The organism is Roseovarius sp. 10 (assembly GCF_033100315.1).
In the GTDB taxonomy this organism is placed as follows: domain Bacteria; phylum Pseudomonadota; class Alphaproteobacteria; order Rhodobacterales; family Rhodobacteraceae; genus M30B80.
Window position 1 is genome coordinate 869,608 of record NZ_JAWLVH010000001.1, and the last position, 22,560, is coordinate 892,167.

The window sequence follows — 22,560 nt, forward strand, 5'->3', positions numbered from 1 at the left end:
GCCTGTTGGCTCAAATTTGTTTTTCTGGCATCTGCACAACCAGACCATCAAGCGCATCTGTCACCTTCAACTGGCAGGTCAGGCGCGAACGCCCCTCGTCAGGTTTATAGGCGAATTCCAGCATATCCTGTTCCATCGCGTCCATGCTTGGCAGTTTTGCGACCCAATCAGGATGCACATAGACATGGCAGGTCGAACAGGCGCAGGCGCCGCCGCAATCAGCCTCAATGCCAGGAATGCCATTGTCGCGCGCGCCTTCCATCACGGTCAACCCGTTTGGCACATCAACGACATGCTCGGTTCCGTTATGTTCGATATAAGTGATCTTAGCCATAAACGCGCACTTTCTTGCTGTTAACCTCGGATCTTGCCTAGGTAGCGTTCCTTGCTGCCGCTTTCTAGCCCCGAAATTTATGTCATGCAGTCGCGCTTGCATCTTTAGGCAAATGTTCTATTTTTGTTCTAAAACAGGATATCTGCCATGGAACCCGATCTCGCCCCACGCGTTTGGCCCAAACCGCCCGATTGCCTGCCCCATCATTTGCTGCATCTGCCCCATGAGGGGGCGCGGGTTGCGGTGGCGGGCTTGGTGGTGCTGCGCCAAAGACCAGGCACGGCCAAAGGTGTGATTTTCATCACCTTGGAAGATGAGTTTGGCACCTGCAATGTGATCATCTGGCAGAAAATATATCAGCAATTTCGCCGTGCGGTCATCGCAGCGCGGCTGATGCGCGTGACGGGGCGGCTGCAACGGCAGGCGGGCATCACCCATATCATCGCCGAACAGATCGAAGATATATCGCCCCTGCTGGATGAGATTGTTTTGCACCATACCGCCCCCTAGAGCGTCACAGCCTGCGCAAAGCCATTGCCCTTTGAGCCAGTTTGCCTATTGTTATGGAAAAATAAGAATAACCTTGAGGCATAAATTTATGGCGCGCAGTGTTCTTTGCGGCATGATTGGGGTGGCATTTGGCCTCTCGGGCTGTGTCGTGGGCGCGCCTTTCGAGATTGACCCTGAACAGCGTGGTCAAATTGCCCCCCATATTGCAGAAGTGCAGCGCGGATCAGGCCCACCTGATGCCCGCCCCGAGGCCTGTTATGGGCTACAGGTGACGCCTGCAGTGATTGAAACTGTGACCGAGCAGATCATCACCCGCCCCGCACGCCTTGGTGCGGAGGGTCAGGTGGTGACCCCTGCAACCTATCGCACAGAAACCCGTCAGGTGATTGTTGAGGAACGGCGCGAGAGATGGTTTGAAACCATTTGCGATCTTGAGCGCAACCCTGAGCTTTTGACCGCCCTACAGCGCGCGCTGCAGGCGCGCGGGCAGTATCAAGGCGCAATCACAGGGCAATTAGACGCCCCAACCAAGGCCGCCATTCGCGCCTTTCAACGCGGGCAAGGCCTCGACAGCCCGATTTTATCCCTGCCCGCAGCGCGACAATTGGGGTTGGCGGTTTGGTATCCCGAATTACTGGATCAACCCGATGAGGCAATAGCCACAGGCGATGCCACCCCCAGCTGAGGCGGGGCAGCAAAGGCAAATCCTGCCCGCCCTGCGGCCTTGGCGTTATAGAGCGCCTCATCAGCCGCCTGCAGCATGGCGCGGGCATCTTGCGCAAAATCCGTTGAAATCGCGATCCCGACAGAGGCCGAGATGCGGGCAACCCCGCCTTCGACTGTGATGGGGGCCTCAAGATGGGTAATCAGCCGCGCTGCGAGATCTGCAAGGATCGTGGGATCAATGGCATTGGCGATCATCACCACAAATTCATCGCCCCCCAAACGCGCGGCGAAATCACCCGCGCGGATGTCACTGCGCAAGATACGCCCAACTTGGGTCAGCACCAGATCACCTGCCGCATGACCATATTGATCATTCACCGCCTTGAAATAATCCAAATCAATATGCAGCAGGGCAAAGGGCCGCTCGATGCGCGACAAGAGGCGCGGCAGCGCGCGTTCCAAGGCACGGCGATTGGCAAGCCCCGTGAGCGGATCTGTTAATGCCTCGCGCTCGGCCAACGCGCGGGCGGTAAAAAGGCGCTCTGTCAACGCGCGGCTTTCGGCCGCGACAGCGGTATTGGCCTCCTGCAAATAGAGCAATTCCACGGTCTGATCCGTGTGCGGAAAATCCGACATATGCAAGGCCCAGCGCGCGATGCCTTGGGTGAAATTCAGCCCCAATGACAGGCTGAGAACTGCGCCCTGCCCCCACGCGCTTATCACGCCGCGCAACATAATCTCGGGCGCGCTGCAAAGACATAGCTGCAAACGCTGCCCCGTTATGGCGCACAGCTCCTCAAAACTATTGGCCAATTGCGGGGATTTGATCTGAACCAAGTCAAACAAAGGCTGCCCAATAAGCTGATCAGGCGGAACCTCTAACATTTTCGACACAGTTGGCCCGACCGAGACAATCCGCGCCTGATCATCGCAGGCCAGATGCATCGGCAAAAGCGGGGCCAAGCCCGCCCAAGGCAAGGCATCGGGGCCATGCGGCGCAAGTGATGAAGGGGCACGCGCCATCATGCCCGCGCCTCGGACAGGGGCGGCTCACCGATCAGGGCAAAGCTGCGCGCAGGGCCAAAGCCCAAATCGTGCAGCTCAATCGTAATGCAGCCCGGATTGGGTCGGATCACGGCCAAGGCCCCGTAATCATCTGCCATGGCCTGCAATGCGCCATAGATCAAGAACACCCCCCCCTCCATCATCCATGTGATGTCGAGATCAAAGCGCATCTGGTTTGGGCCATCCATGCTGCGGATATTGATCTTGGGCAAATCAAGCAGGCCCAAGGCAAGCTGCCCGCGATCATGTAAATCTGCCAAAGACCAAATAAATTCGACAAAATCCCGCCCCCCAAAGCGCAGAAGGCGGCGCAGCCCCTCCATTCGGGGGTGGGTGACGAGGTAAAGACCCAACTCCTCCCAAAGCGCGTCTTCGCTATGGCCCAAATGACCTGTCATAGCATCCAAAAGATACCGCGTGGATTGCGCATCACTGGGCAACATGGGCTCGAACCCATCAAGGGGGGCGCCGGCAATGACCCGTATTTCCTCCCACGCGGCAGCGCCGTGCATATCTTGCACATATTGCTGAAATGCGCGGTTTACAAAGCCCTGCATCGCACCGATTTACCTTGCAAAATCAAACATCACTCTTTCCACGCTTAAGCGCAAAAGATTAACAAGATGCTGATGCATGCAGCGGGATCTGCGCGTTAGAAATCGGTGGGCGCGCCGCCCTCCTCCTTGCGCTTGGCGACAAAGGCATCGAGTTCTTCGCGGATACTCGGATCAAGGGGTGGGTCTGTCGCCTCGGCCAAGATTGCCTTGTAAATTCCATGCGCGCGCTCGGCGCTCCAAACGGCACCATCTTTTTCCCACGCCTCGAAATTGCGCCAATCAGAATGAAACGGCTGATAAAAGGCCGTGCTAAAACGGGCTTGGGTATGCGCCGTGCCAAAATAATGCCCCCCCGCCCCAACATCGCGCACGGCCTCAAAGGCCAGATCATCCGCATTGGTCTGGGTCAGAACGGGGTCAAAATAGCGTTGGAACTGTTGCAGCAATTCGCAATCCATCACGAATTTCTCGGGGCTTGCGATCAGCCCCCCTTCCAGCCAACCTGCGGCGTGATAGACCATATTTGTGCCAGATTGCACCGCGGCCCACAAGCTTTGCAGGGTTTCGGCTTGGGCCTGCCCATCGGGCACATTGGCGGCGCAAACCCCGCTGGAACGCAGAGGCAGCCCATAAAAACGGGCCATCTGCCCAGTCATTTGGGTGGCACGGATATATTCAGGTGTGCCAAAGGCAGGCGCGCCTGATTTCATATCAACATTTGAGGTGAAGGTTCCAATCACCACAGGCGCGTGCGGCGCGATATATTGCAACAAGGCAATCGCCCCCAAAGCCTCGGCAATGGACAAGGACACAGCCCCCGCAAGGGTCACAGGCGCCATCGCCCCCGCTAAGGTAAAGGGGGTAACAACCACAGGCTGCCCGCGCCGCGCCATACGCATCGCCCCGTCCAACATTGGATAGTCATGTTTCAGCGGGCTGACCGAGTTGATATTGGTGTAAAACCGCGGTGTCGCCTCGAATTCCTCGTGGCTGAGACCCGCGGCGATCCGCACCATCTCCATAGCGTCTTCAACCCGCTCTTTGCCAAGGCAGTAGGTATGCACCACCTTGTCAGTCGCGATGAGCTTTTCGTGCAAACAATCCAAATGGCGGATTGAGGGATGAATATCTATCGGCTCAACGGGGTAGCCGCCTGCAAAATGGATGCAGTTAAAATATTGCGTCAATTTGATGAATTCGCGGAAGGTCGCAAAATCGCCCGCCCGTTTGCCGCGTGCCATATCCCATGCATTGGGGGGGGAGGACACATTGCCAAAGAGAATATGCCCCTCGCCAATGGTCAGCTGACGCGCAGGGTTTCGCGGCGTCACTGTAAAGCTTTGGGGCGCACGCGCGACCATCTCGGTCACAAAATCAGGATCAAAAAAGATCGTCTCGCCCTCTTGGCGGCAGCCTGCCTGCACCAATATTTGCCGCGCCTCAGGATGCAGCATCTCAAGCCCAAGCTCGGACAGAATCCGCAGAGCGTTGTTGTGGATGGCCAAGACACCCTCAGGCGGCAAGGGTTCGGTTGGTTGATCTATATTTTGCGGAATACGCCACGGCCTTTGCGCAATCGCATGTTGGCTGACACCTTGATGTTTGGCGCGCGTGCCCCCGGAACGGCGGCGTTTTGGATCAACTGTGGTTTCGGTCATAGGATCGGATCTTACAAAAAGGGAGATCAAAGCCCCTTTAGACTGCCCGCGCGAGGGCGGGAAAAACCCGACAAATTCCGACCAAACCCCTCGCCATTTTGACGCGAACAGACAAACGCAGCTTCAATGCCCCAGCCAAGCGGGAAGATGGCCAATGTCTGGCAACACGGCATCAGCATGCGGCACGAGCGTGCCATGATCGGCAAGTCCTGTGAGAACGCCCACTGTCGCCATGCCAGCGGCGCGGCCCGCCCGTAGATCATGCAGGCTATCGCCCACCATTACCGCGCGCGCAGGCGCAACACCACAGGCCTGTGCGATATGGGCGCACATGGCTGGGTCAGGTTTCGCACCATGCCCACTGTCGCACCCGATGACTTCGGCAAAATAGGGGCGGATATCATGTGCCGCCAAATGGGCCTCGGCCTCGTCCTTTTGCCCATTGGTCGCCACAGCCAAGATGTAGCCCGCCTGCCGCAAGCCCGTGAGCAGCGGCGTCAACGGGGCCGCCTCGACCATGACAGCAGATTGTGCAAGGTGATTCAGACGCGCCGCGATCTGCTGCGGGGTAAAATCAGCCCCCAAAAGCGGGGCCAAGTGGTGCGCAGTCTCGTCCAGCGTGCCTGCAATAGCGACACTATCGGGCAAGAACACGCCACGCTCCGCATCAACGGACAAGCGATCTGCAAGGGCGCGAAATAAAATTTCATCACCCCCCGCGAGCGCAAGCAGAGCCGATTTTGCCCAATTTTCCCAAGATTTAGCAAAGTCAAACAGTGTTCCATCTTTGTCAAATATTAACAATTGGAAGTAATTTTCTTGCATATTTTTGCTGCCCCCTTGTTTATTTTCCCATAAATTCGGCTAAAATGAGATAAATGACTACTTAATAATAACTTCTGTCAGACCCAGAACATATGGTAGCCGCCATGCAAATGACTGATGAGACGCCCACGGGGCGTTTGCATTCTAGTATCGGTTTTAAACTACAGCGAACGGCGCGTGTATTTGAAAAATGCATCGAACTATCCCTACGCCACAGTGGTCTGTCGCGGGTGAATTGGTGCATTTTATTGGCCCTGCATGAACATAATTTGACAAGCCCCTCGGAAATTTCCGACTTTGTCGGAATTGATCGCACTGCCACCTCGCGGGCTCTGCGGCAATTAGAGGAGTTGGGCACAATCAAGCGCAGCATCGATCATTCTGATCGCCGTATGACCCAAGTCAAACTGACAAAGCGCGGGGTGGAAATTATGGCTTATTACCACCCCTCCTGCCGCGATCATTTGCAGATGATTGAGGGGCGATTAACCCCAGAAGAGCTGGATCAGCTGCGCTATCTCTTATGCAAGCTCAACGGGAATGAAGCCCCCAAAGGGGGCAGATAAACTTATGTCCAATGGGTGGCAGAGCGCCCAAGCATCACCTGCCGCAAGGTGACAAATTCATCTGGCGTGAGGCCAATTGCCCCCGCAGCCTCAACCACCCAAGCATCGTCTTGCGAGATGAATTCGACCACGGCGGATAAGAACCCGTGATCACCTTTGGCGATAGCGGCCCGCATATCTTCGACCGACAGGCCAGATGCGCCCAAGAACTGCCCCGTCAGCGCGTCATCGGACGAAAGCCACACAAGGGCTGCAATCGCCTTTTCCTGTGCGATTTCTTTCTTCATTCTTTGCATTCCTCGCGCATAGAAAGAATTTGTTAACCATTCCTCTTGTATCACTGCACATATCACTTGGGCCATGCATAACCCAAGACAAGACCTGATGATGAAGGTCAAAACATAGGCGCGGGCAAACCCCGCGCGATCTAACGAGGATAGAGGTTATATGGGCGAGCGTATTTTGATCGTGGACGATGTCGCGACCAATCGCATCGTGCTGAAAGTGAAGCTGCGCAGCGCCTGTTACGAGGTTTTGCAGGCAAGCTCTGGCCATGAGGCGCTGCGCATGGCCCGCCATGCGGCCCCTGACCTAATCTTGTTGGATGTGATGATGCCCGATCTTGACGGGCTTTCGGTTTGTGCGCGCCTCAAACGTGACCCCGCCACGCGCGATATTCCAATCATCTTGATCACCTCGCGCCTTGATCACGCCTCAAAACTTGAGGGGCTGAATTCGGGGGCGGATGACTATCTCACCAAGCCCGTTGATGAAAACCAACTTCTGGCGCGGGTGCGGTCGCTTTTGCGCGAAACGAACGGCACAGCGGAACTGCGCCAACAAGGGGCAAGCGCCCTTGATCTGGCGCTTGAGGCGACCCCCGCCCCGAATGACACAGAAAACACAATCGCCCTGATTGCACCCCGCCCTGAAACGGGACTGTTTTGGCGTGCAGGTTTGGCTGGGTTTCGGGGCCTTAACATTCGCATCATGACACGCAGTGAAGCGCTCTCTGATCTTTCGGCCAGTCAATCCGTTCCTGATATTTTTGTCATTGCCACAGACCTATCCCATCGCAACGAGGGGTTGCGCCTATTGTCTGATCTGCGCTCGCGCCCTGCCACGCGCCATGCGGGCATGATGATGGTTCTGCCTGCCAATGACGCCGAACGCGCCGCGATTGCGTTGGATTTGGGGGCGGGCGACATCATCTATGACCCCTTTGATCCCGCAGAAATGGCGGTGCGTCTGAAAACGCAATTGCGCCGCAAACGCCAAGCAGACCGTTTGCGCGCGGGCCTCTCTGCAGGGATGCAAATGGCCACCACAGACCCGCTGACAGGATTGTTCAATCGGCGTTACGCCATGTTTCAGCTTGACCGATTGCTGTGCGATATAAGCGGCAATCTGGCGGTGATGGTGATTGATATTGACCATTTCAAATCGGTGAATGATCGCTTTGGTCACGCCGCAGGGGATGCAATCCTGACGGATTTGGCCCTGCGTATGAAATCATTCCTTCCCGATGGCTGCGTCATCGCCCGCATGGGCGGGGAAGAATTCTTGGTCGCCACACCCGTGCGCGATGGCAGCGCGGCCTATCATCTCGCCGACACGCTGCGCGAGGTGATCTCGGGGCAAGGGTTTGTGATTGATACGATGGAAAGCCCGCTGACCATTACCGCAAGTATCGGTCTTGCAGTGGCCCATCCACAGAATAACCAAACCGCGCCCCGCCTGATTGAGGCCGCAGATGCGGCGCTTTACGCCTCAAAGGCCGATGGTCGAAATCGCACAAGCCTTGCCAAACCCGCCTGAGGCATCAGGGGGCATGCGCGATCACCTCATCGCGCAAAATCTCGGCGAGAAGATCCACATCTTCGGGCGCAAAGGTCAAAGGCAGCCTTAAGTCAATCAACCCCGCCAAAATGTGATCCGTTTTGGGCAGGGTTTGCGCAGGTGCATAGCGCCAACTGTCATAGCGCGAGGTAAAGGCAACAGGTTCTGCCGCGCCGAACCATTTCAGTTCAACACCCCGCCGCGCGGCCGCTTGGACGAATGCCGTGATTTTATCGGGCGACCAATCGGGCAAAAGGAATTGAAACGAGGATCCAACGTAATCCTCGCGCGGATCGCGCTCGGTCAAGCGCAGATGGGGCAGATTGGCAAGCCCCGCCTCCATCCGCTCGTAAAGCTCGCGCCAACGCGCCACTTGGCGCGGCAGATCGGCCAATTGCGGGCGCAGGATGGCGGCGCGCAAATTATCCATCCGCCCCGAAACATTGGGCGTCTCAAAACGCGCTTGGGCAAAAGCCTCGGGCGGGGGGGCGGCGCGGTGGCGCGTGTAAAGCATGTAACTGCCCGACAGCAGAATGGCCCGCGCCATGACATCGGCATCATCACTGGTGAGGAACCCACCTTCGCCTGAGTTGATATGTTTATAGGTCTGGGTGGAATAGCAGGCGATTTTGCCATGCCGCCCTGAGGCCAGACCATCCCATGCGGCCCCCATTGTATGGGCGCAATCCTCAATCACGGTGATGCCCGCCGCATCGCATATTTCCATGAGGCGGCCCATATCGCAGATATGCCCGCGCATATGCGACAACAGCAACACGCGCGCACCGCTGGCTTGGGCTTTGGTGTTCAAATCCTCAAGATCAATGGTTAAGTTTTTGGTCACCTCTACAAAGACAGGCACAGCGCCCACCGAGGCGATGGCACCGGGCACAGGCGCAAGCGTAAATCCGTTTGAGAGAACCAAATCCCCCTGCCCCACGCCAATTGCACGCAAGGCCGCCCCCATTGCATAGCCACCCGATGCCACGGCAAGCGCATATTTGGCCCCCGTCATCGCCGCGAATTCCTCCTCCAAAAGGGCAGTTTCGGCAATCTCATCAGGGGCGGTGTTGTAGCGGTGCAACCTGCCCGTCCGCAAAACCCGATTAGCCGCCTCAATCGCCGCCTCTGGGATTGGCTCTTGTTGGGTGAAAGACCGGATGAAAATGGGTTTGTCGCTCATAGCGCACAGGTTAGGGTTCTCACGCGGCAGGTCAATTGAATTCACGCCGATAAGACCCGCTCAATCAGCGCAGGCAGATCGCTGTAATGATCCAAAATCGCCTCAGGGCTGAGGCGTGCAATATCGCCCCCCTCTGGCCCGAAGCCCACGAGAATTGAAGGCACCCCTGCCGCGCGCGCCGTTTCGCGGTCAGTGACTGTATCCCCTATCAAACAGGATTGCGGAAAATCGCGCACATCCGCCCCCAAATCCACGCCAAAGCGCCGCTTGGCCGCACGGCGCAGCGTTTCATGATAGGGCGCCACATCTGGCTTTCGTGTGGGCAATGTATCGGCCCCGACCAAAGCATCAAAAAGATCAGAAACACCCAATTTCGCGACCAAATCCACGGCCAGCGCCTCGGGCTTATTGGTGCAAATCGCCGTTGCATGGCCTGCGGCACGCAACGCCTGCACCGCCTGAACCGCACCTTCATAAAGCCTTGTATGCGTGTCAATCGCGGCCCCATAAGCCGCAAGCAGACGGGGATAGCCCGCCTCGATGAAGGCCTCCTCCTGTGGCAGGTCAGACCCGCCCTGCGCCGCAAGCCGCGCATGGGAAAGCTTCAACATCGCCCGCCCGCCCCGAAAGGCACAAAGCGCGTCTTTTGGATGAGACAACATCGCGGGCCATCCCGCCTCTGCCACCGCCTGATTGGCCGCAGCAAGAAGATCAGCGCTGGTATCAGCCAAAGTGCCATCCAAATCGAAAACGATAATATGCGCGCCCATTCTGTCCTCATGCCTCAGATGTGCCCCGCTTATGACCTAAAGGCGGATTTTCGCCAAGGGCCGATGGCACATCGTAACAAATCGAAAGAGGAAGTGACCGCCTGCGGGCTTTGCAGATCAAGTGAAGAAGGTTAAGAGAACACCAAACAGGCATAAATCCCAAAAGGCACCCTCATGAGCACACGCCCCGTTGCCCTGATCATTCTGGCCGCAGGCCAAGGGACGCGGATGAATTCCGACCTGCCCAAGGTGCTGCATCCTTTGGGCGGCGTTCCGATGATTGAACACAGCCTTGCCAGCGGCCTCAGCCTCGAGCCCGCGCGGGTTGTGGTGATAACAGGTCATGGCGCGGATCAAGTTGAGGCGGCCTTGGCCGACCACCCTGTGACCTGCATTCGCCAAAATGAACAATTGGGCACAGGTCATGCCGTGGCGCAGGCCCGCGCCGCTTTGGCGGATTTCGCGGGCGATGCGGTGGTGTTGTTCGGCGATACGCCCTTTGTCAGCGAGGACAGCCTGACCAAATTGATCGCGGCCCGCGCTGACCATGATGTGGTCGTTTTGGGATTTGAGGCAGACACCCCTGCGCGCTATGGCCGCTTGGTGACCAAGGGCACGGCCTTGCATAAAATTGTCGAGGCCAAGGATGCGACCCGAGACGAGCTTGCTATAACCTTGTGTAATTCTGGCCTCATGGCCGCAGATGCCGCGCAATTATTCGACCTTTTGGAACAGGTCGATAACGCGAATGCGGCGGGCGAGTATTACCTGACAGATGTGCCTGCTTTGGCACATAAGGCGGGCCTGAAAGCAGGCTATGTGACGTGCCCAGAAGCGGAAACCTTGGGGATCAATAGCCGTGCGGAACTGGCGCGCGCCGAAGGGATTTTTCAAGCAACCCGCCGCGCCGAGATGCTAGAGTTGGGCGTCACCATGCACGCGCCCGAAACAGTCTATTTTGCCCATGACACTTATATTGGCCGCGATGCGGTGATCGAGCCATATGTGGTCTTCGGCCCCAATGTGACTGTTGAATCGGGCGCGCATATCCGCGCCTTTAGTCATCTTGAGGGCGCACATGTCTCGCAAGGGGCCGTTGTGGGGCCTTACGCCCGCCTGCGCCCTGGTGCTGAAATCGACAATGGCGCGCGGATCGGCAATTTCGTTGAGGTAAAATCAGCACAAATCCAAGAAGGGGCTAAGGTCAACCACCTGTCCTATATCGGGGATGCGACTATCGGCGAAGGGGCCAATATCGGCGCAGGAACCATCACCTGCAATTATGATGGCGTGTTCAAACATCACACCGAAGTGGGCGCGCGGGCCTTTATTGGGTCAAACACGATGCTTGTGGCCCCTGTTACCATTGGTGCGGATGCACTGACCGCATCAGGTTCGGTGATCACCGAAAACGTGCCAGAGGGGGCTTTGGCGGTGGCGCGTGGACGGCAGGAAAACAAAGCGGGGCTTGCCACACGCCTGCGTGCGCGGCTGCTGGCGCTGAAAGAAAAGACCAAAAAGGGGTAAGGGCTATGTGCGGGATCGTTGGCATTTTGGGCAGCCACGAGGTTGCGCCCACATTGGTTGAGGCGCTTAAACGTCTGGAATATCGCGGCTATGACAGCGCAGGCATTGCGACTGTGCAAAACGGTGCGCTTGATCGCCGCCGCGCGGTGGGTAAGCTTGTGAACCTGTCGGATGAATTGGTGCATCACCCTTTGGCAGGCAAGTCTGGTATCGGGCACACCCGTTGGGCCACGCATGGCGCGCCCACTGTAACCAATGCGCATCCGCATAAATCGGGGCAAGTTGCGGTGGTGCATAATGGCATTATCGAGAATTTCCGCGAATTACGGGCTGAATTAAAAGACCGCAATTTTGAAAGCGAAACCGATACAGAAACCGTCTCTCAGCTCTGCGCGCATTACCTTGCCCAAGGTCTAAGCCCTGCTGAGGCCGCACGAAAAACTTTGTCACGGCTTGAAGGCGCGTTTGCGCTTTGTTTCCTCTTTGAGGGCGAAGATGATCTGATGATCGCCGCGCGCAAAGGGTCGCCCTTGGCCATTGGTCATGGCGATGGTGAAACCTATGTCGGTTCAGACGCAATCGCGCTTGGCCCCCTCACCCATGAAATTACCTATCTTGAGGAGGGCGATTGCGCCATCCTGACCCGCAGCAGCATCGAGATTTTTGATGAGGCGGGCCACGCTGTCAGCCGCGCCAAAACCCGTATCGAACAAGGGGCCGCCGTGATCGACAAGGCGGGTTATAAGCATTTCATGGCAAAAGAAATCCATGAACAGCCCCAAACCATGAGCGAGGCCTTGGGGCGCTATGCCCCCAAAGGTGTGCCTGCCTTCCCCGAAGCCTTAGATTTCACCCAATTCGACCGCGTTGTGATGGTGGCCTGCGGGACAGGCTATTATTCCTGCCTGACCGCCAAATATTGGTTCGAACAGGTGGCAGGGATGCCTTGCGATGTCGATATCGCATCGGAATTCCGTTATCGTGAACCGCCCGTGGCGCCCCGCACCCTTGCGCTTTTCGTCAGTCAATCTGGCGAGACGGCTGACACATTGGCGGCCCTACGATATATGCGCGGACGCGCTGCCATGGTGGCAAGCCTTGTCAATGTTGGCACATCCTCCATCGCCCGCGAAAGCGATCTGGCCTTGGCCATTCTAGCAGGGGTCGAGGTCTCGGTGGCGTCAACCAAGGCCTATGTGAACCAATTAACCATCCTTGCGCTGATGGCGGTGCAGGCCGCGGCGCAGCGCGGTGCGCTGTCCCCCCAAGAAGTGCGGGATCACATCCAAAGCTTGGAAAAACTGCCCGATCAAATGCGCCAAGTTCTGACGAAGGAGGGCGAGATTGCCGATCTCGCCGAAGGCTTGAGTGATGCAAAATCTGCGCTGTTTCTAGGCCGTGGCGTGATGTATGCCACAGCCCTTGAGGCGGCCTTAAAATTAAAGGAACTCAGCTACATACACGCCGAAGCTTATGCTTCAGGTGAACTAAAACATGGCCCGATCGCCCTGATTGATCGCAGCCTGCCTGTGGTGGTATTCGCACCGCATGACGCACTGTTTGATAAAACCATCTCAAACATGCAGGAGGTTATGGCGCGCCACGGCCAAGTGACACTGATCACCGATGAGGCGGGGCGCAAAGCCGCCGCTGAGGGCACCGCGGCCACATTGGCCCTGCCCGCGACCACGCCGCTGAGCGCACCCATCCTCTACGCCCTGCCTGCGCAGCTTTTGGCCTATCACAGCGCAATCGCCAAAGGCACCGATGTGGATCAACCGCGCAATTTGGCGAAATCGGTCACGGTGGAATAGCGCTTCCACTTGCGCCCGCTTGCGTTGGCGCGTAAAGCCTCGGCGCAACTTTATAAGTGGGAAGTGCTATGCCGCTTTTGGTCATGAAATTCGGGGGCACATCGGTGGCCACCCTTGATCGCATCCGCCGCGCCGCAAAACGTGTGGGGCGCGAGGTGGCCAATGGGTATGATGTGATCGTGATTGTCTCGGCCATGTCGGGCGAGACCAACAAGCTTGTAGGATATGTGGGCGAGACCTCGCCGCTCTATGACGCGCGCGAATATGATGCGGTCGTCTCTTCGGGCGAGAATGTTACAGCCGGCCTGATGGCGCTGACCTTGCAAGAAATGGATATTCCTGCGCGCTCGTGGCAAGGATGGCAGGTGCCCGTCAAAACCACCTCCGCCCATGCCAGTGCGCGGATTGAAGAAATCCCAACCGATAACATCATGGCCAAATTTGGCGAAGGGATGAAGGTTGCCGTGGTTGCGGGGTTCCAAGGCATCAGCCCTGAAGGGCGCATCACCACATTGGGCCGTGGCGGATCAGACACGACTGCCGTGGCCTTTGCCGCTGCTTTCGAGGCCGAGCGCTGCGATATCTATACTGATGTTGACGGGGTCTACACGACCGACCCGCGCATCACCAACAAGGCGCGCAAACTTGAGAAAATCTCATTTGAAGAGATGCTTGAGCTTGCAAGCCTCGGTGCGAAGGTTCTGCAAACGCGCTCGGTTGAACTGGCGATGCGCTATAAGGTGCGCTTGCGGGTTTTGTCGAGTTTTGAAGAAATGGATGACAGCGCGGGCACATTGGTCTGTGACGAGGAGGAAATCGTGGAAAGCAAAGCTGTGGCGGGCGTGGCCTATTCGCGCGATGAAGCAAAGGTGACCCTGACCGAGGTCGAAGATCGCCCAGGCATTGCAGCCGCTATTTTCGGCCCCCTCGCCGAGGCCGCGGTCAATGTGGACATGATCGTGCAAAATATCTCGGAAGAAGGCAAAACCGATATGACCTTCTCGCTGCCGATTGATCAGGTCAAACGCGCGCAAAAGGCCCTTGAGGAGGCGAAAGCCCGCAATGAAATCGGCTTTTCCGAATTGCTGATCGACAGCGATGTTTGCAAAGTATCAATCGTAGGGATCGGGATGCGCAGCCATGCAGGCGTGGCCGCGAAGATGTTTGCGACTTTGCGCGATGAAGGCATCAATATCAAAGTCATCACCACATCCGAAATTAAAGTCTCGGTTCTTGTTGATCGCAAATATCTGGAATTGGCGGTGCAGGCCCTGCATGACGCCTTTGATCTAGATCGCGCGGCCTGATTTCACCTTAGGCTGATTTTACGCTGTTTGCGCGGGCCCGCCTTTTGGCGGGCTTCGTTTTGTTGACTTTGTGCGCCCTCTGCCGCAACACTACCTGTGACTGCTAAACAAAACCGCGCGGGGATTTCGCGCAAGATCGGCTGCTATGACCCAACCCAAGACGCCTATGGCGGATCAGGGGGCGGATCAGGGTGTGACCCCTGATGCGGCCTCTGCCTTGACAAAGGCCATCACCAACAGGCTGCGCCAACATCTTGAGGGCCCGCCTTCGCAGGCCGCCCTTTCGGCGGCCTTGCGGGATTTAGCAAAATGGCGCGCGGCCCTTTTAGACGCGACCCATTGCGCCAGATCGGGCGGCGCTGTGCAAATCGCCTATGGGCCATTTGCGGGCATGTCCTATGCAGGGGCTGCGACCGAGGGCGCGGCACTGGCGCGCCGGATCGGGGCCTATGAGGCAAGCCTGCACCCAATCATCGAACAGATCATCGCCCGCGACTATGCCCGCATCATCGATATTGGTTGCGCCGAAGGATATTATGCGGTGGGTCTAGCGCGGCGAATGCCGCGGGCCGAGATTTTAGCGCGTGACACCAACCCGCAAAGCCAAAAGCGCTGCGCCGAACTTGCACATGTCAATGGGGTTGCAGCCCGCATCAAAATCGGGGGCGAAGTGGATGGTGCGTTTTTGCACAGACACATCACGCCAAACACGGTGCTGATCTGCGATATCGAGGGGGGCGAGAGAACGCTTCTTGATCCCATTCAGCACCCTAAATTGCGCGATTGCGACATTCTGGTTGAGGTGCATGAATGTTGGCATCGCGGCCTGACCGCCGAGATCACGCAGCGCTTCGCCACAACCCATCACATCACCCGCATTGAACGCGGCCTTGCGCCCGAGGCGCTGCCTGATTGGATGGCGCAGCTTGGGGATTTGGATCGTGCTATTGCGTTATGGGAATGGCGCGTTGGCCCCACCCCATGGCTTTGGATGACGCGCCATGGCTGATCCCGACCGCAACGCCGCGCTTTATGCCCTGAGTGACGGCTATGATGTGGCAGGCAAAGGGATCAATGGCCGCCGCGTTGCAGGGCAATCCTTTCTGCAAGGCTATTTTCGTCATGCCGATGTCGATCAGGTCGTGTCTGTCTCTGATAGCCAAAAAGACGGGGCGGCATTTGCCAGCTTGATGCAGGCCACATCAGGGGCAGTGCAGCATCCATTGCGCCATGTTGCACAACATAGCGCCGCACAAATCGCCCCTTTAGGGGTGATGTTTTACCCCGCGCCTGACTTTAGCGCGCTGGCCTTTCAACGTCAGGCCTTTGGCCATAGCGCCTATGGCCTTTGCGGCATCACCCACACGACCTCAACGCTTGCTGTGATGGCAGGGTTTTTTCACCTCCGCACAAGCCCCTATCAATCCTGGGATGCGGTGATTTGCACCTCACGAGCAGTTAAGGCCGCGTGTCTCTATAACCTGGAACATGTGGATGATTATTTGAGCAAAACCTTGGGTGCGGGGGCCGTGCGCCGCGCCCTCCCCCTCATGCCTGTGATCCCGCTTGGGCTTGATGTGGCATCTTATGCGCGCGATGAGGCCGCGCGCAAATCTTTGCGCACCCGTATGGGGTGGGGCAAGAAAGATGTGGTCTTTACGACCCTTGCGCGGCTTTTGCCCTATGGCAAATTTGACCCCGCCCCCTATTTCATCGCCCTGCAAGCCGCCCAAGCCGAGCTTGGCAAAACTCGCACGCTGCATGTCGTCATGTGCGGGATCTATGGCGACACGCATTCGCAATCGGTGTTTGAGGAATGCGCCCGCACCCTGATGCCCGATGTCAGTTTTACCCATTTAGACGGGGCCGATGCCACTGCCCGTGCCGAGGCGCTGTCAGGCGGCGATGTATTTAGCTTTCCCATTGATAATATTCAGGAAACCTTTGGCCTCGCCCCTGTTGAGGGCATGGCGGCGGGCCTGCCTATTCTGGCCTCAGACTGGGACGGAATCCGAGACACAGTCACCAGCGACACGGGCATCTTGATCCCCACCCGCATGATCAGCGGGCCTGCCAGCCTACCCGAGGGCCATGGTCATTTTCTTGGACGGCTGAACTATGGCCAATACGGCAATAACCTTTCGGCTATGACAGTTCTGGATCAATCCGCGATGCGCGCAGCCATTCTCGCGCTTGCCCGTGATGAGGGATTGCGCAAACGGCTTGGCCAAGCGGGCCTTGCCCGCGCGCGCGCGCTGTTTGATTGGGCGCAGATCATTCCCGCCTATCAAGACCTATGGGCCGAACAAAACGCCAGACGCCGCGCCCACGCCCCACTGCCGCCCGAAGCATTGACCCTGAGCCCACCACCCGCCGCCCTCTTCGCAGGCTACCCAAGCCTGCGCGCGCCCGATGGCGGGATGCGGGTCGTGGCCAATGCGCCCCTGCCGCGATTGATAGAGATTTACGCCCTCAGGCGCTATGAGAAGATCGGCAGCCCCTTTGAGAAACAAAGCACGCTTGAGCGCATTTTTACCCTCATTCACGAGGCGGGGGATGCAGGGATCACCCTGCCCGAATTATGCCACAGCACAGGCTGGCCACCCGCAACCATTGAGCGGTCTGTGATGTTCTTTCTGAAATATGATTTGGTCAGAATTCCCTAAACCACAGCGGGCACAAAGCCGGACAGGTCACGATGGTTCACTGATAACGGGAGAGAGAATGGTGCGGTCGAGAAGACTCGAACTTCCACGGGAGTTACCCCACAGCGACCTCAACGCTGCGCGTCTACCAATTCCGCCACGACCGCACTGTCTGAGGCTTGGTGAAACGCTCTCTAGACCAAGGGCGCGGGCTTCTCAAGGGCAAATTTCGCGTTTCTCTCAAGAGAAATTGCGCGCCGATGGCGGAGGGCCATATCGCCCAAGATCAGGGTCATGCCAAACCCGATCACAAGCCAGCCTGCATCGGCCCTATCGGGCAAGACCGACCGATTTAATGCACGACCCGGAAGAAAATTAAACAGCCCCGCAATCACCAGCCCGCGCCAATAGAGATTTTGAAACACCCTGCGATGCAAATCCATCCGTCCCGCGAATGCATAGCGCATCCCCGCCCAAAGCGACCACAGCGTAAAGGCCGACAAAAGATGGATCGGGCTGAAGGGGCCGATAAGGCCAAATTCCGTGATCCAAAAGGAGGAAACCGCCACCACAAACATCGCCAGAACCCAAATGTAGCCGCCCACCTTGTGCAGGCGGTCACGGGCGGTGCGCAGGATCACAAAAGGGCCAAGGATAAGCGCCAGCGCAGCGGTGCTGGCATGAAGTTGGATATAAATGGGCGCGTCAAAAAACGGGGCAAGTGTCATGGCGATTTCCTTTGAAATATTGGCTTATTCATTTCGATTGGCTATGACTGACCCAAGGCTGCGTGCGCCTCAATCCAAGCTTCGTCAAACGCAAGGTCTGCTTCGTGAATAACACCCTAGTGTCATCCGCGCTTCGTGAATGGGCGGCGCAGTTTTCCAAACTGCCGACCCTTGTGACGCTGGGATCGGTGGCGGCCTTATTGGCGATATTAGGGCCGTTTAATACGGGCGAAATGCTCGGCCTTGTGCCGCGCTTTGTCTATTGGGTGATGATGGCAAGCACGACCTATTCAATCGGTTTCTTGGTCAACGCCGCCCTCTGGCCCCGCCTGGCCTCAAGGCTGCCGAAACCCATCTGCTTGGTCGTGGTGGGCTTGGCCACTGGCCTTGCGATAACGCCTATGATCACCTTGCTTAATCTGATCAGCTTCGGGTTTTGGCCTGCGCTTGAGCAATGGCCAATATTGCTTGCACAGTTCTTGGCAATCGCGCTGAGTATCACGATCATTTTTCAAACAATTTCAGGTCAAGTCTCAAAAGCGCCTCCATCAGAGCCGCGTGTGCCAAATATTCTTGCACGCCTGCCTTTGGACAAGCGCGGGGCCTTGGTCGCCCTCTCCTCCGAGGATCACTATACCCGCATTCGCACCACCAAGGGGGAGAAATTGGCTTTGCTGCGCTTGGCGGATTCCATCCGCGAAGCTGCGCCTGCGCAAGGTTTACAAGTGCATCGCTCGCATTGGGTGGCGCTTGATCAGGTGGTAGCTGTGCGCCGCACTGGCGCGCGCACTCTCTTGCAGCTCAGCATGGGGGATGACATCCCCGTCAGCCGCGCGCATATAGCTGCGATCAAACAAGCGGGACTTTTGCCGCGCTAACGGAGGCCGCAATGGTCGATTGGATCATATCGGATGGGCTGACCCCCTATGAGGACGCGCTCCGCATGATGGAGGCGCGGGTTGAAAGAATTGCGGCAGGCACTGCAGCCGAGGCAATTTGGCTGTTGGAGCATCCGCCGCTATATACCGCAGGCACTTCGGCCAAGCCCGAAGATTTGACGGACCCCGATCGTTTTCCTGTCTATGCGGCTCGGCGCGGGGGGCAATATACCTATCACGGCCCAGGCCAGCGGGTGATCTACGTTATGCTAGACCTCAACAAACGTGGCCGCGATGTGCGCCGTTTTGTCGAAGATTTGGAACATTGGGTGATCGACACGCTCGCAAGTTTTAACCTGCGAGGCGAAATACGGGACGGGCGTGTTGGGGTCTGGGTTGCACGGCCCGACAAAGCCCCCCTGCCCGATGGCAGCCCGCGTGAGGACAAGATTGCAGCCATCGGGATTCGCTTGCGCAAATGGGTGTCCTTTCATGGCATCTCGATCAATCACGATCCTGACCTGAGCCATTTTGAGGGAATCGTGCCTTGCGGGATCCGTGATCACGGCGTGACAAGCCTTGCGGATTTAGGCCTGCCCGTGAGCTTGGATGACCTTGATGTCGCTTTGCGCCAAGAATTTGAACGGCGCTTTGGGCCAACGCAGGACGCGGATCTGGCTGACCCGGCTAACCCCTAAAGATCATTGCAACCGCCCCCTTTTCCATTTTCGTAAGATTTCGGCGCGAAACTTGCTGATCTGGCATGAGGCAATTTTTCCCACCTCAAAGGCGTGATCGCAATTGATCGCGCGCGCGAGGCGCACTAGAACGGGGGTCAGTGGAACGTCAAAGGGACAGGTGGCCAGACCCCTGCCCCTCATAATTATGAACAGGAGACAGACATGGCCGATGCAGCCATTTCTGGACATGATCACGAACGGCCGGGCTTCTTTACCCGCTGGTTCATGTCCACAAACCATAAAGATATCGGGATTCTCTACCTCATCACTGCAGGTTTGGTGGGTCTCGTATCGGTTGCTTTCACCGTTTACATGCGCCTCGAGTTGATGGAGCCTGGCGTTCAATACATGTGTGCCGAAGGCGCACGCGTCTTGAGCCAAGCTGCAGCGGGCGAATGTACCCCTGATGGGCATTTGTGGAACGTGTTGATCACGGGCCATGGCGTATTGATGATGTTCTTTGTCGTCATTCCTGCCCTGTTCGGTGGTTTTGGTAACTTCTTCATGCCGCTGATGATCGGCGCGCCTGATATGGCCTTCCCCCGTCTGAACAACCTGTCCTACTGGCTTTATGTTGCAGGCACGGCTTTGGCCTTCTGCGCAGTGTTCGTGGATGGTGGTGCAGGCCCAGGTTGGACATTCTACCCGCCCTTGTCGTGGCAAGATGCCCCCACAAGCCGCGCGGTGGATTTCGCGATCTTCGCGGTTCACGTCTCGGGTGCAAGCTCGATCTTGGGGTCGATCAACATTATCACGACTTTCCTCAACATGCGCGCCCCTGGCATGAGCCTGTTCAAAGTGCCGCTTTTTGCATGGTCGATTTTTGTGACCGCTTGGTTGCTCTTGCTGTCCTTGCCCGTTTTGGCAGGCGCAATCACCATGCTGCTGACCGACCGCAACTTTGGCACAACCTTCTTTGATGTGGCAGGCGGCGGTGACCCGCTCTTGTTCCAGCACATCTTCTGGTTCTTCGGCCACCCCGAGGTTTACATCGTGATCCTGCCCGCCTTTGGCGTTGTCAGCCATGTGATCTCGACCTTCTCGCGCAAGCCCGTCTTTGGCTATCTGCCGATGGTTTGGGCGTTGATCGCAATCGGTGGCTTGGGCTTCGTTGTGTGGGCGCACCACATGTATACAACGGGCATGACGCTGAACCAGCAGGCCTATTTCATGGTCGCAACCATGGTGATTGCGGTGCCAACAGGCGTCAAAATCTTCTCGTGGATTGCAACGATGTGGCAAGGGTCGATGACGTTTGAAACCCCAATGCTGTTTGCGATTGGCTTTATCTTCCTGTTCACCGTTGGCGGTGTAACGGGGATTGTGCTCAGCCAAGCGGGCGTTGACCGCGCTTATCACGACACCTACTACGTTGTGGCGCATTTCCACTATGTGATGAGCTTGGGTGCCGTTTTCGGTATCTTCGCAGGCATCTATTACTGGATCGGCAAAATGTCCGGTCGCCAATACCCTGAATGGGCGGGCAAGCTGCATTTCTGGTTGTTCTTCATCGGCGCAAACCTGACCTTCTTCCCACAGCACTTCTTGGGTCGTCAGGGCATGCCACGCCGCTACATCGATTATCCTGATGCATTTGCAACCTGGAACTATGTCAGCTCGATCGGTGCGTTCATCGCATTCGCGTCCTTCCTCTTCTTCCTTGGCATTGTCGCCTACACCCTGCTTGCAGGCCGCAAACTGAGCGAACCTGCCTACTGGGGCGAGCATGCCGATACTTTGGAATGGACATTGCCAAACCCACCGCCCGAGCACACGTTCGAGGAACTGCCCACACGCGAAATGTGGGACAAACAGCCAAGCCACTAATCTGGCCGCTTTTTGAACAGTTGAGAGAAAATATGCCGTTTCATATCGAGACGCCGCAAATAGAGAAGGCCCCGGAGAAATTCGGGGCCTTTGCTCATCCTGATCGCGGCGCACCTCACATGCTGATGCGGATTACGCCGCATAAATCGCTGACACCTGAAGGGTTCGTTTGGTTTGTCGGTGCGACCGCCGCGCTAATTGCCCTGCCGCTTTTCGGCATTCTAGGCACGGCGGTGTTCTGGGCGCTGCTGCCCTTTCTATTGGCGGCGATTTGGGCCATTTGGGCGGCGCTGAAACGCTCATGGCGCGATAAGGAAATCGCAGAAACCCTGACATTGTGGCCTGATCATATAAGGGTTGAGCGCAAGGAGCCCCGCAAAGAAACGAAAATCTGGGAAGCAAACCCCTATTGGGTGCGGCTGACCTTGCACAAAACGGGTGGGCCTGTGCCCAATTACCTGACCTTGCGCGGCGATAAGGCAACACGCGAAATCGAGCTTGGCGCGTTTCTGACGCCCAGCGAAAGGGTCAAGCTGAAATTCGCATTAGAAGAGGCCTTAGCACAGGCAAAGGCCTAAGGGTCAGGGGCGGTTTAGGCCAACCGCTCCTTGATCAGCGCCCCTGCGGCACCGAAATCCATCTGCCCCGCATAGGCCGCTTTCAGCGCCCCCATCACACGGCCCATATCGCGAATGCTGCTCGCCCCTGTCTGCTCAATCGCGGCATCAATCGCTGCGGCGATTTCCGCCTCGGACAGTTGGCGCGGCAAGAACCCTTCGATCACTTTGATCTCTGCACGCTCTTTTTCGGCCAATTCAAGGCGCCCGCCCTCTTCATAGACATTGGCGCTGTCGATCCGTTGTTTCACCATTTTGGCAAGGATGGCGAGAATCTCACCTTCATCGACACCCTCGGTCTTGCCTGCGCCGCGCGCGGCAATGTCCTGATCCTTGATCGCCGCATTGATCAAACGCAGGGTTGATAAACGCGCAGCATCCTTTTCGCGCATCGCGTCTTTTAGGCCGTTGGTGATACGCTCTCGCAAACTCATGGTCTTATCCCCAGATTGCAACGGGCCATCTGACCCGCACCAGACCGCCCGTTTAAGGCATTTTTTGTCG

At 57.2% G+C, this 22,560-nt stretch carries 23 protein-coding genes and 1 tRNA gene; 13 read left to right on the forward strand and 11 right to left on the reverse strand.

Going from position 1 to position 22,560, the window contains the following annotated elements; genetic code table 11:
• Positions 1 to 10: 10 nt before the first annotated feature.
• Positions 11 to 334, reverse strand: coding sequence for a 2Fe-2S iron-sulfur cluster-binding protein (locus RYZ18_RS04415; protein ID WP_317655166.1), 324 nt, complete (start codon positions 332 to 334; stop codon positions 11 to 13).
• Positions 335 to 481: 147 nt separating this feature from the next.
• Here RYZ18_RS04415 and RYZ18_RS04420 point away from each other — a divergent pair, with 147 nt between their 5' ends.
• Entirely contained in the window at positions 482 to 844 is a 363-nt protein-coding gene (locus RYZ18_RS04420; protein WP_317655167.1) for an OB-fold nucleic acid binding domain-containing protein, read from the forward strand.
• An 88-nt stretch (positions 845 to 932) separates the two neighbouring features.
• On the forward strand, positions 933 to 1,529 hold the full coding sequence (locus tag RYZ18_RS04425) for a peptidoglycan-binding domain-containing protein (protein WP_317655168.1): 597 nt from the start codon (positions 933 to 935) through the stop codon (positions 1,527 to 1,529).
• Here RYZ18_RS04425 and RYZ18_RS04430 read toward each other — a convergent pair.
• The 4 genes from RYZ18_RS04430 to RYZ18_RS04445 all read right to left on the reverse strand — a co-directional run bounded on the left by RYZ18_RS04430 (position 1,484) and on the right by RYZ18_RS04445 (position 5,615).
• Complete coding sequence (locus tag RYZ18_RS04430) at positions 1,484 to 2,536, reverse strand: diguanylate cyclase domain-containing protein (RefSeq protein WP_317655169.1); 1,053 nt, start codon at positions 2,534 to 2,536, stop codon at positions 1,484 to 1,486. The two genes, RYZ18_RS04425 and RYZ18_RS04430, sit on opposite strands and share 46 nt — an antisense overlap.
• Positions 2,533 to 3,132, reverse strand: coding sequence for a heme NO-binding domain-containing protein (locus tag RYZ18_RS04435; protein WP_317655170.1), 600 nt, complete (start codon positions 3,130 to 3,132; stop codon positions 2,533 to 2,535). The genes RYZ18_RS04430 and RYZ18_RS04435 overlap by 4 nt, the downstream gene beginning before the upstream one ends.
• Positions 3,133 to 3,227: 95 nt before the next feature.
• The gene (locus RYZ18_RS04440; protein ID WP_317655171.1) at positions 3,228 to 4,790 is read right to left on the reverse strand and encodes a trimethylamine methyltransferase family protein; all 1,563 of its coding nucleotides are present in this window, start codon (positions 4,788 to 4,790) and stop codon (positions 3,228 to 3,230) included.
• 123 nt (positions 4,791 to 4,913) lie between these two features.
• Complete coding sequence (locus tag RYZ18_RS04445) at positions 4,914 to 5,615, reverse strand: HAD family hydrolase (protein WP_317655172.1); 702 nt, start codon at positions 5,613 to 5,615, stop codon at positions 4,914 to 4,916.
• A 104-nt stretch (positions 5,616 to 5,719) separates the two neighbouring features.
• On the opposite strand from RYZ18_RS04445, the gene RYZ18_RS04450 reads away from it, so the two are divergent.
• Complete coding sequence (locus RYZ18_RS04450; protein ID WP_317655173.1) at positions 5,720 to 6,181, forward strand: MarR family winged helix-turn-helix transcriptional regulator; 462 nt, start codon at positions 5,720 to 5,722, stop codon at positions 6,179 to 6,181.
• Between the two features lie 2 nt (positions 6,182 to 6,183).
• On the opposite strand, the gene RYZ18_RS04455 is transcribed toward RYZ18_RS04450, so the two are convergent.
• Positions 6,184 to 6,468, reverse strand: coding sequence for a DUF3572 family protein (locus RYZ18_RS04455; RefSeq protein WP_317655174.1), 285 nt, complete (start codon positions 6,466 to 6,468; stop codon positions 6,184 to 6,186).
• A 160-nt stretch (positions 6,469 to 6,628) separates the two neighbouring features.
• On the opposite strand from RYZ18_RS04455, the gene RYZ18_RS04460 reads away from it, so the two are divergent.
• Positions 6,629 to 7,999, forward strand: a complete 1,371-nt coding sequence (locus tag RYZ18_RS04460; protein ID WP_317655175.1) for a diguanylate cyclase domain-containing protein — start codon at positions 6,629 to 6,631, stop codon at positions 7,997 to 7,999.
• A 4-nt stretch (positions 8,000 to 8,003) separates the two neighbouring features.
• On the opposite strand, the gene RYZ18_RS04465 is transcribed toward RYZ18_RS04460, so the two are convergent.
• On the reverse strand, positions 8,004 to 9,203 hold the full coding sequence (locus RYZ18_RS04465; protein WP_317655176.1) for a DegT/DnrJ/EryC1/StrS family aminotransferase: 1,200 nt from the start codon (positions 9,201 to 9,203) through the stop codon (positions 8,004 to 8,006).
• A 41-nt stretch (positions 9,204 to 9,244) separates the two neighbouring features.
• Positions 9,245 to 9,973 carry an HAD hydrolase-like protein gene (locus RYZ18_RS04470; protein ID WP_317655177.1) on the reverse strand — a complete coding sequence of 243 codons (729 nt, stop codon included), beginning with the start codon at positions 9,971 to 9,973 and terminating at the stop codon, positions 9,245 to 9,247.
• Positions 9,974 to 10,147: 174 nt separating this feature from the next.
• On the opposite strand from RYZ18_RS04470, the gene glmU reads away from it, so the two are divergent.
• The 5 genes from glmU (at position 10,148) to RYZ18_RS04495 (ending at position 17,287) form a co-directional block, all read left to right on the forward strand.
• Entirely contained in the window at positions 10,148 to 11,500 is a 1,353-nt protein-coding gene (glmU, locus tag RYZ18_RS04475) for a bifunctional UDP-N-acetylglucosamine diphosphorylase/glucosamine-1-phosphate N-acetyltransferase GlmU (RefSeq protein WP_317655178.1), read from the forward strand.
• Positions 11,501 to 11,505: 5 nt separating this feature from the next.
• A complete protein-coding gene (gene glmS / locus RYZ18_RS04480; protein WP_317655179.1) occupies positions 11,506 to 13,314 on the forward strand; it encodes a glutamine--fructose-6-phosphate transaminase (isomerizing) in 1,809 nt (602 codons plus the stop codon).
• A gap of 68 nt (positions 13,315 to 13,382) precedes the next feature.
• A complete protein-coding gene (locus RYZ18_RS04485; protein ID WP_317655180.1) occupies positions 13,383 to 14,621 on the forward strand; it encodes an aspartate kinase in 1,239 nt (412 codons plus the stop codon).
• A gap of 145 nt (positions 14,622 to 14,766) precedes the next feature.
• Positions 14,767 to 15,630 (forward strand): class I SAM-dependent methyltransferase, encoded by an 864-nt coding sequence (locus RYZ18_RS04490; protein WP_317655181.1) that lies wholly within the window; start codon positions 14,767 to 14,769, stop codon positions 15,628 to 15,630.
• Positions 15,623 to 17,287, forward strand: a complete 1,665-nt coding sequence (locus tag RYZ18_RS04495) for a glycosyltransferase family 4 protein (protein WP_317655182.1) — start codon at positions 15,623 to 15,625, stop codon at positions 17,285 to 17,287. Before RYZ18_RS04490 ends, RYZ18_RS04495 begins: the two co-directional genes overlap by 8 nt.
• A gap of 59 nt (positions 17,288 to 17,346) precedes the next feature.
• Here RYZ18_RS04495 and RYZ18_RS04500 read toward each other — a convergent pair.
• Together RYZ18_RS04500 and RYZ18_RS04505 are read right to left on the reverse strand one after the other, a co-directional pair.
• Positions 17,347 to 17,433 (reverse strand) — tRNA-Leu (locus RYZ18_RS04500).
• Between the two features lie 27 nt (positions 17,434 to 17,460).
• A complete protein-coding gene (locus tag RYZ18_RS04505; RefSeq protein WP_317655183.1) occupies positions 17,461 to 17,994 on the reverse strand; it encodes a DUF2306 domain-containing protein in 534 nt (177 codons plus the stop codon).
• 104 nt (positions 17,995 to 18,098) lie between these two features.
• On the opposite strand from RYZ18_RS04505, the gene RYZ18_RS04510 reads away from it, so the two are divergent.
• The 4 genes from RYZ18_RS04510 to RYZ18_RS04525 all read left to right on the forward strand — a co-directional run bounded on the left by RYZ18_RS04510 (position 18,099) and on the right by RYZ18_RS04525 (position 22,017).
• Positions 18,099 to 18,872: a LytTR family DNA-binding domain-containing protein gene (locus tag RYZ18_RS04510; protein ID WP_317655184.1), complete on the forward strand. Its 774-nt coding sequence runs from the start codon at positions 18,099 to 18,101 to the stop codon at positions 18,870 to 18,872.
• An 11-nt stretch (positions 18,873 to 18,883) separates the two neighbouring features.
• Entirely contained in the window at positions 18,884 to 19,570 is a 687-nt protein-coding gene (gene lipB / locus RYZ18_RS04515) for a lipoyl(octanoyl) transferase LipB (protein ID WP_317655185.1), read from the forward strand.
• 204 nt (positions 19,571 to 19,774) lie between these two features.
• Entirely contained in the window at positions 19,775 to 21,439 is a 1,665-nt protein-coding gene (gene ctaD / locus RYZ18_RS04520; RefSeq protein WP_317655186.1) for a cytochrome c oxidase subunit I, read from the forward strand.
• Between the two features lie 32 nt (positions 21,440 to 21,471).
• Positions 21,472 to 22,017 (forward strand): DUF2244 domain-containing protein, encoded by a 546-nt coding sequence (locus tag RYZ18_RS04525; protein WP_317655187.1) that lies wholly within the window; start codon positions 21,472 to 21,474, stop codon positions 22,015 to 22,017.
• Positions 22,018 to 22,031: 14 nt separating this feature from the next.
• Here RYZ18_RS04525 and RYZ18_RS04530 read toward each other — a convergent pair whose 3' ends face one another.
• Positions 22,032 to 22,490 carry a GatB/YqeY domain-containing protein gene (locus RYZ18_RS04530; protein WP_317655188.1) on the reverse strand — a complete coding sequence of 153 codons (459 nt, stop codon included), beginning with the start codon at positions 22,488 to 22,490 and terminating at the stop codon, positions 22,032 to 22,034.
• Between the last annotated feature and the right edge of the window lie 70 nt (positions 22,491 to 22,560).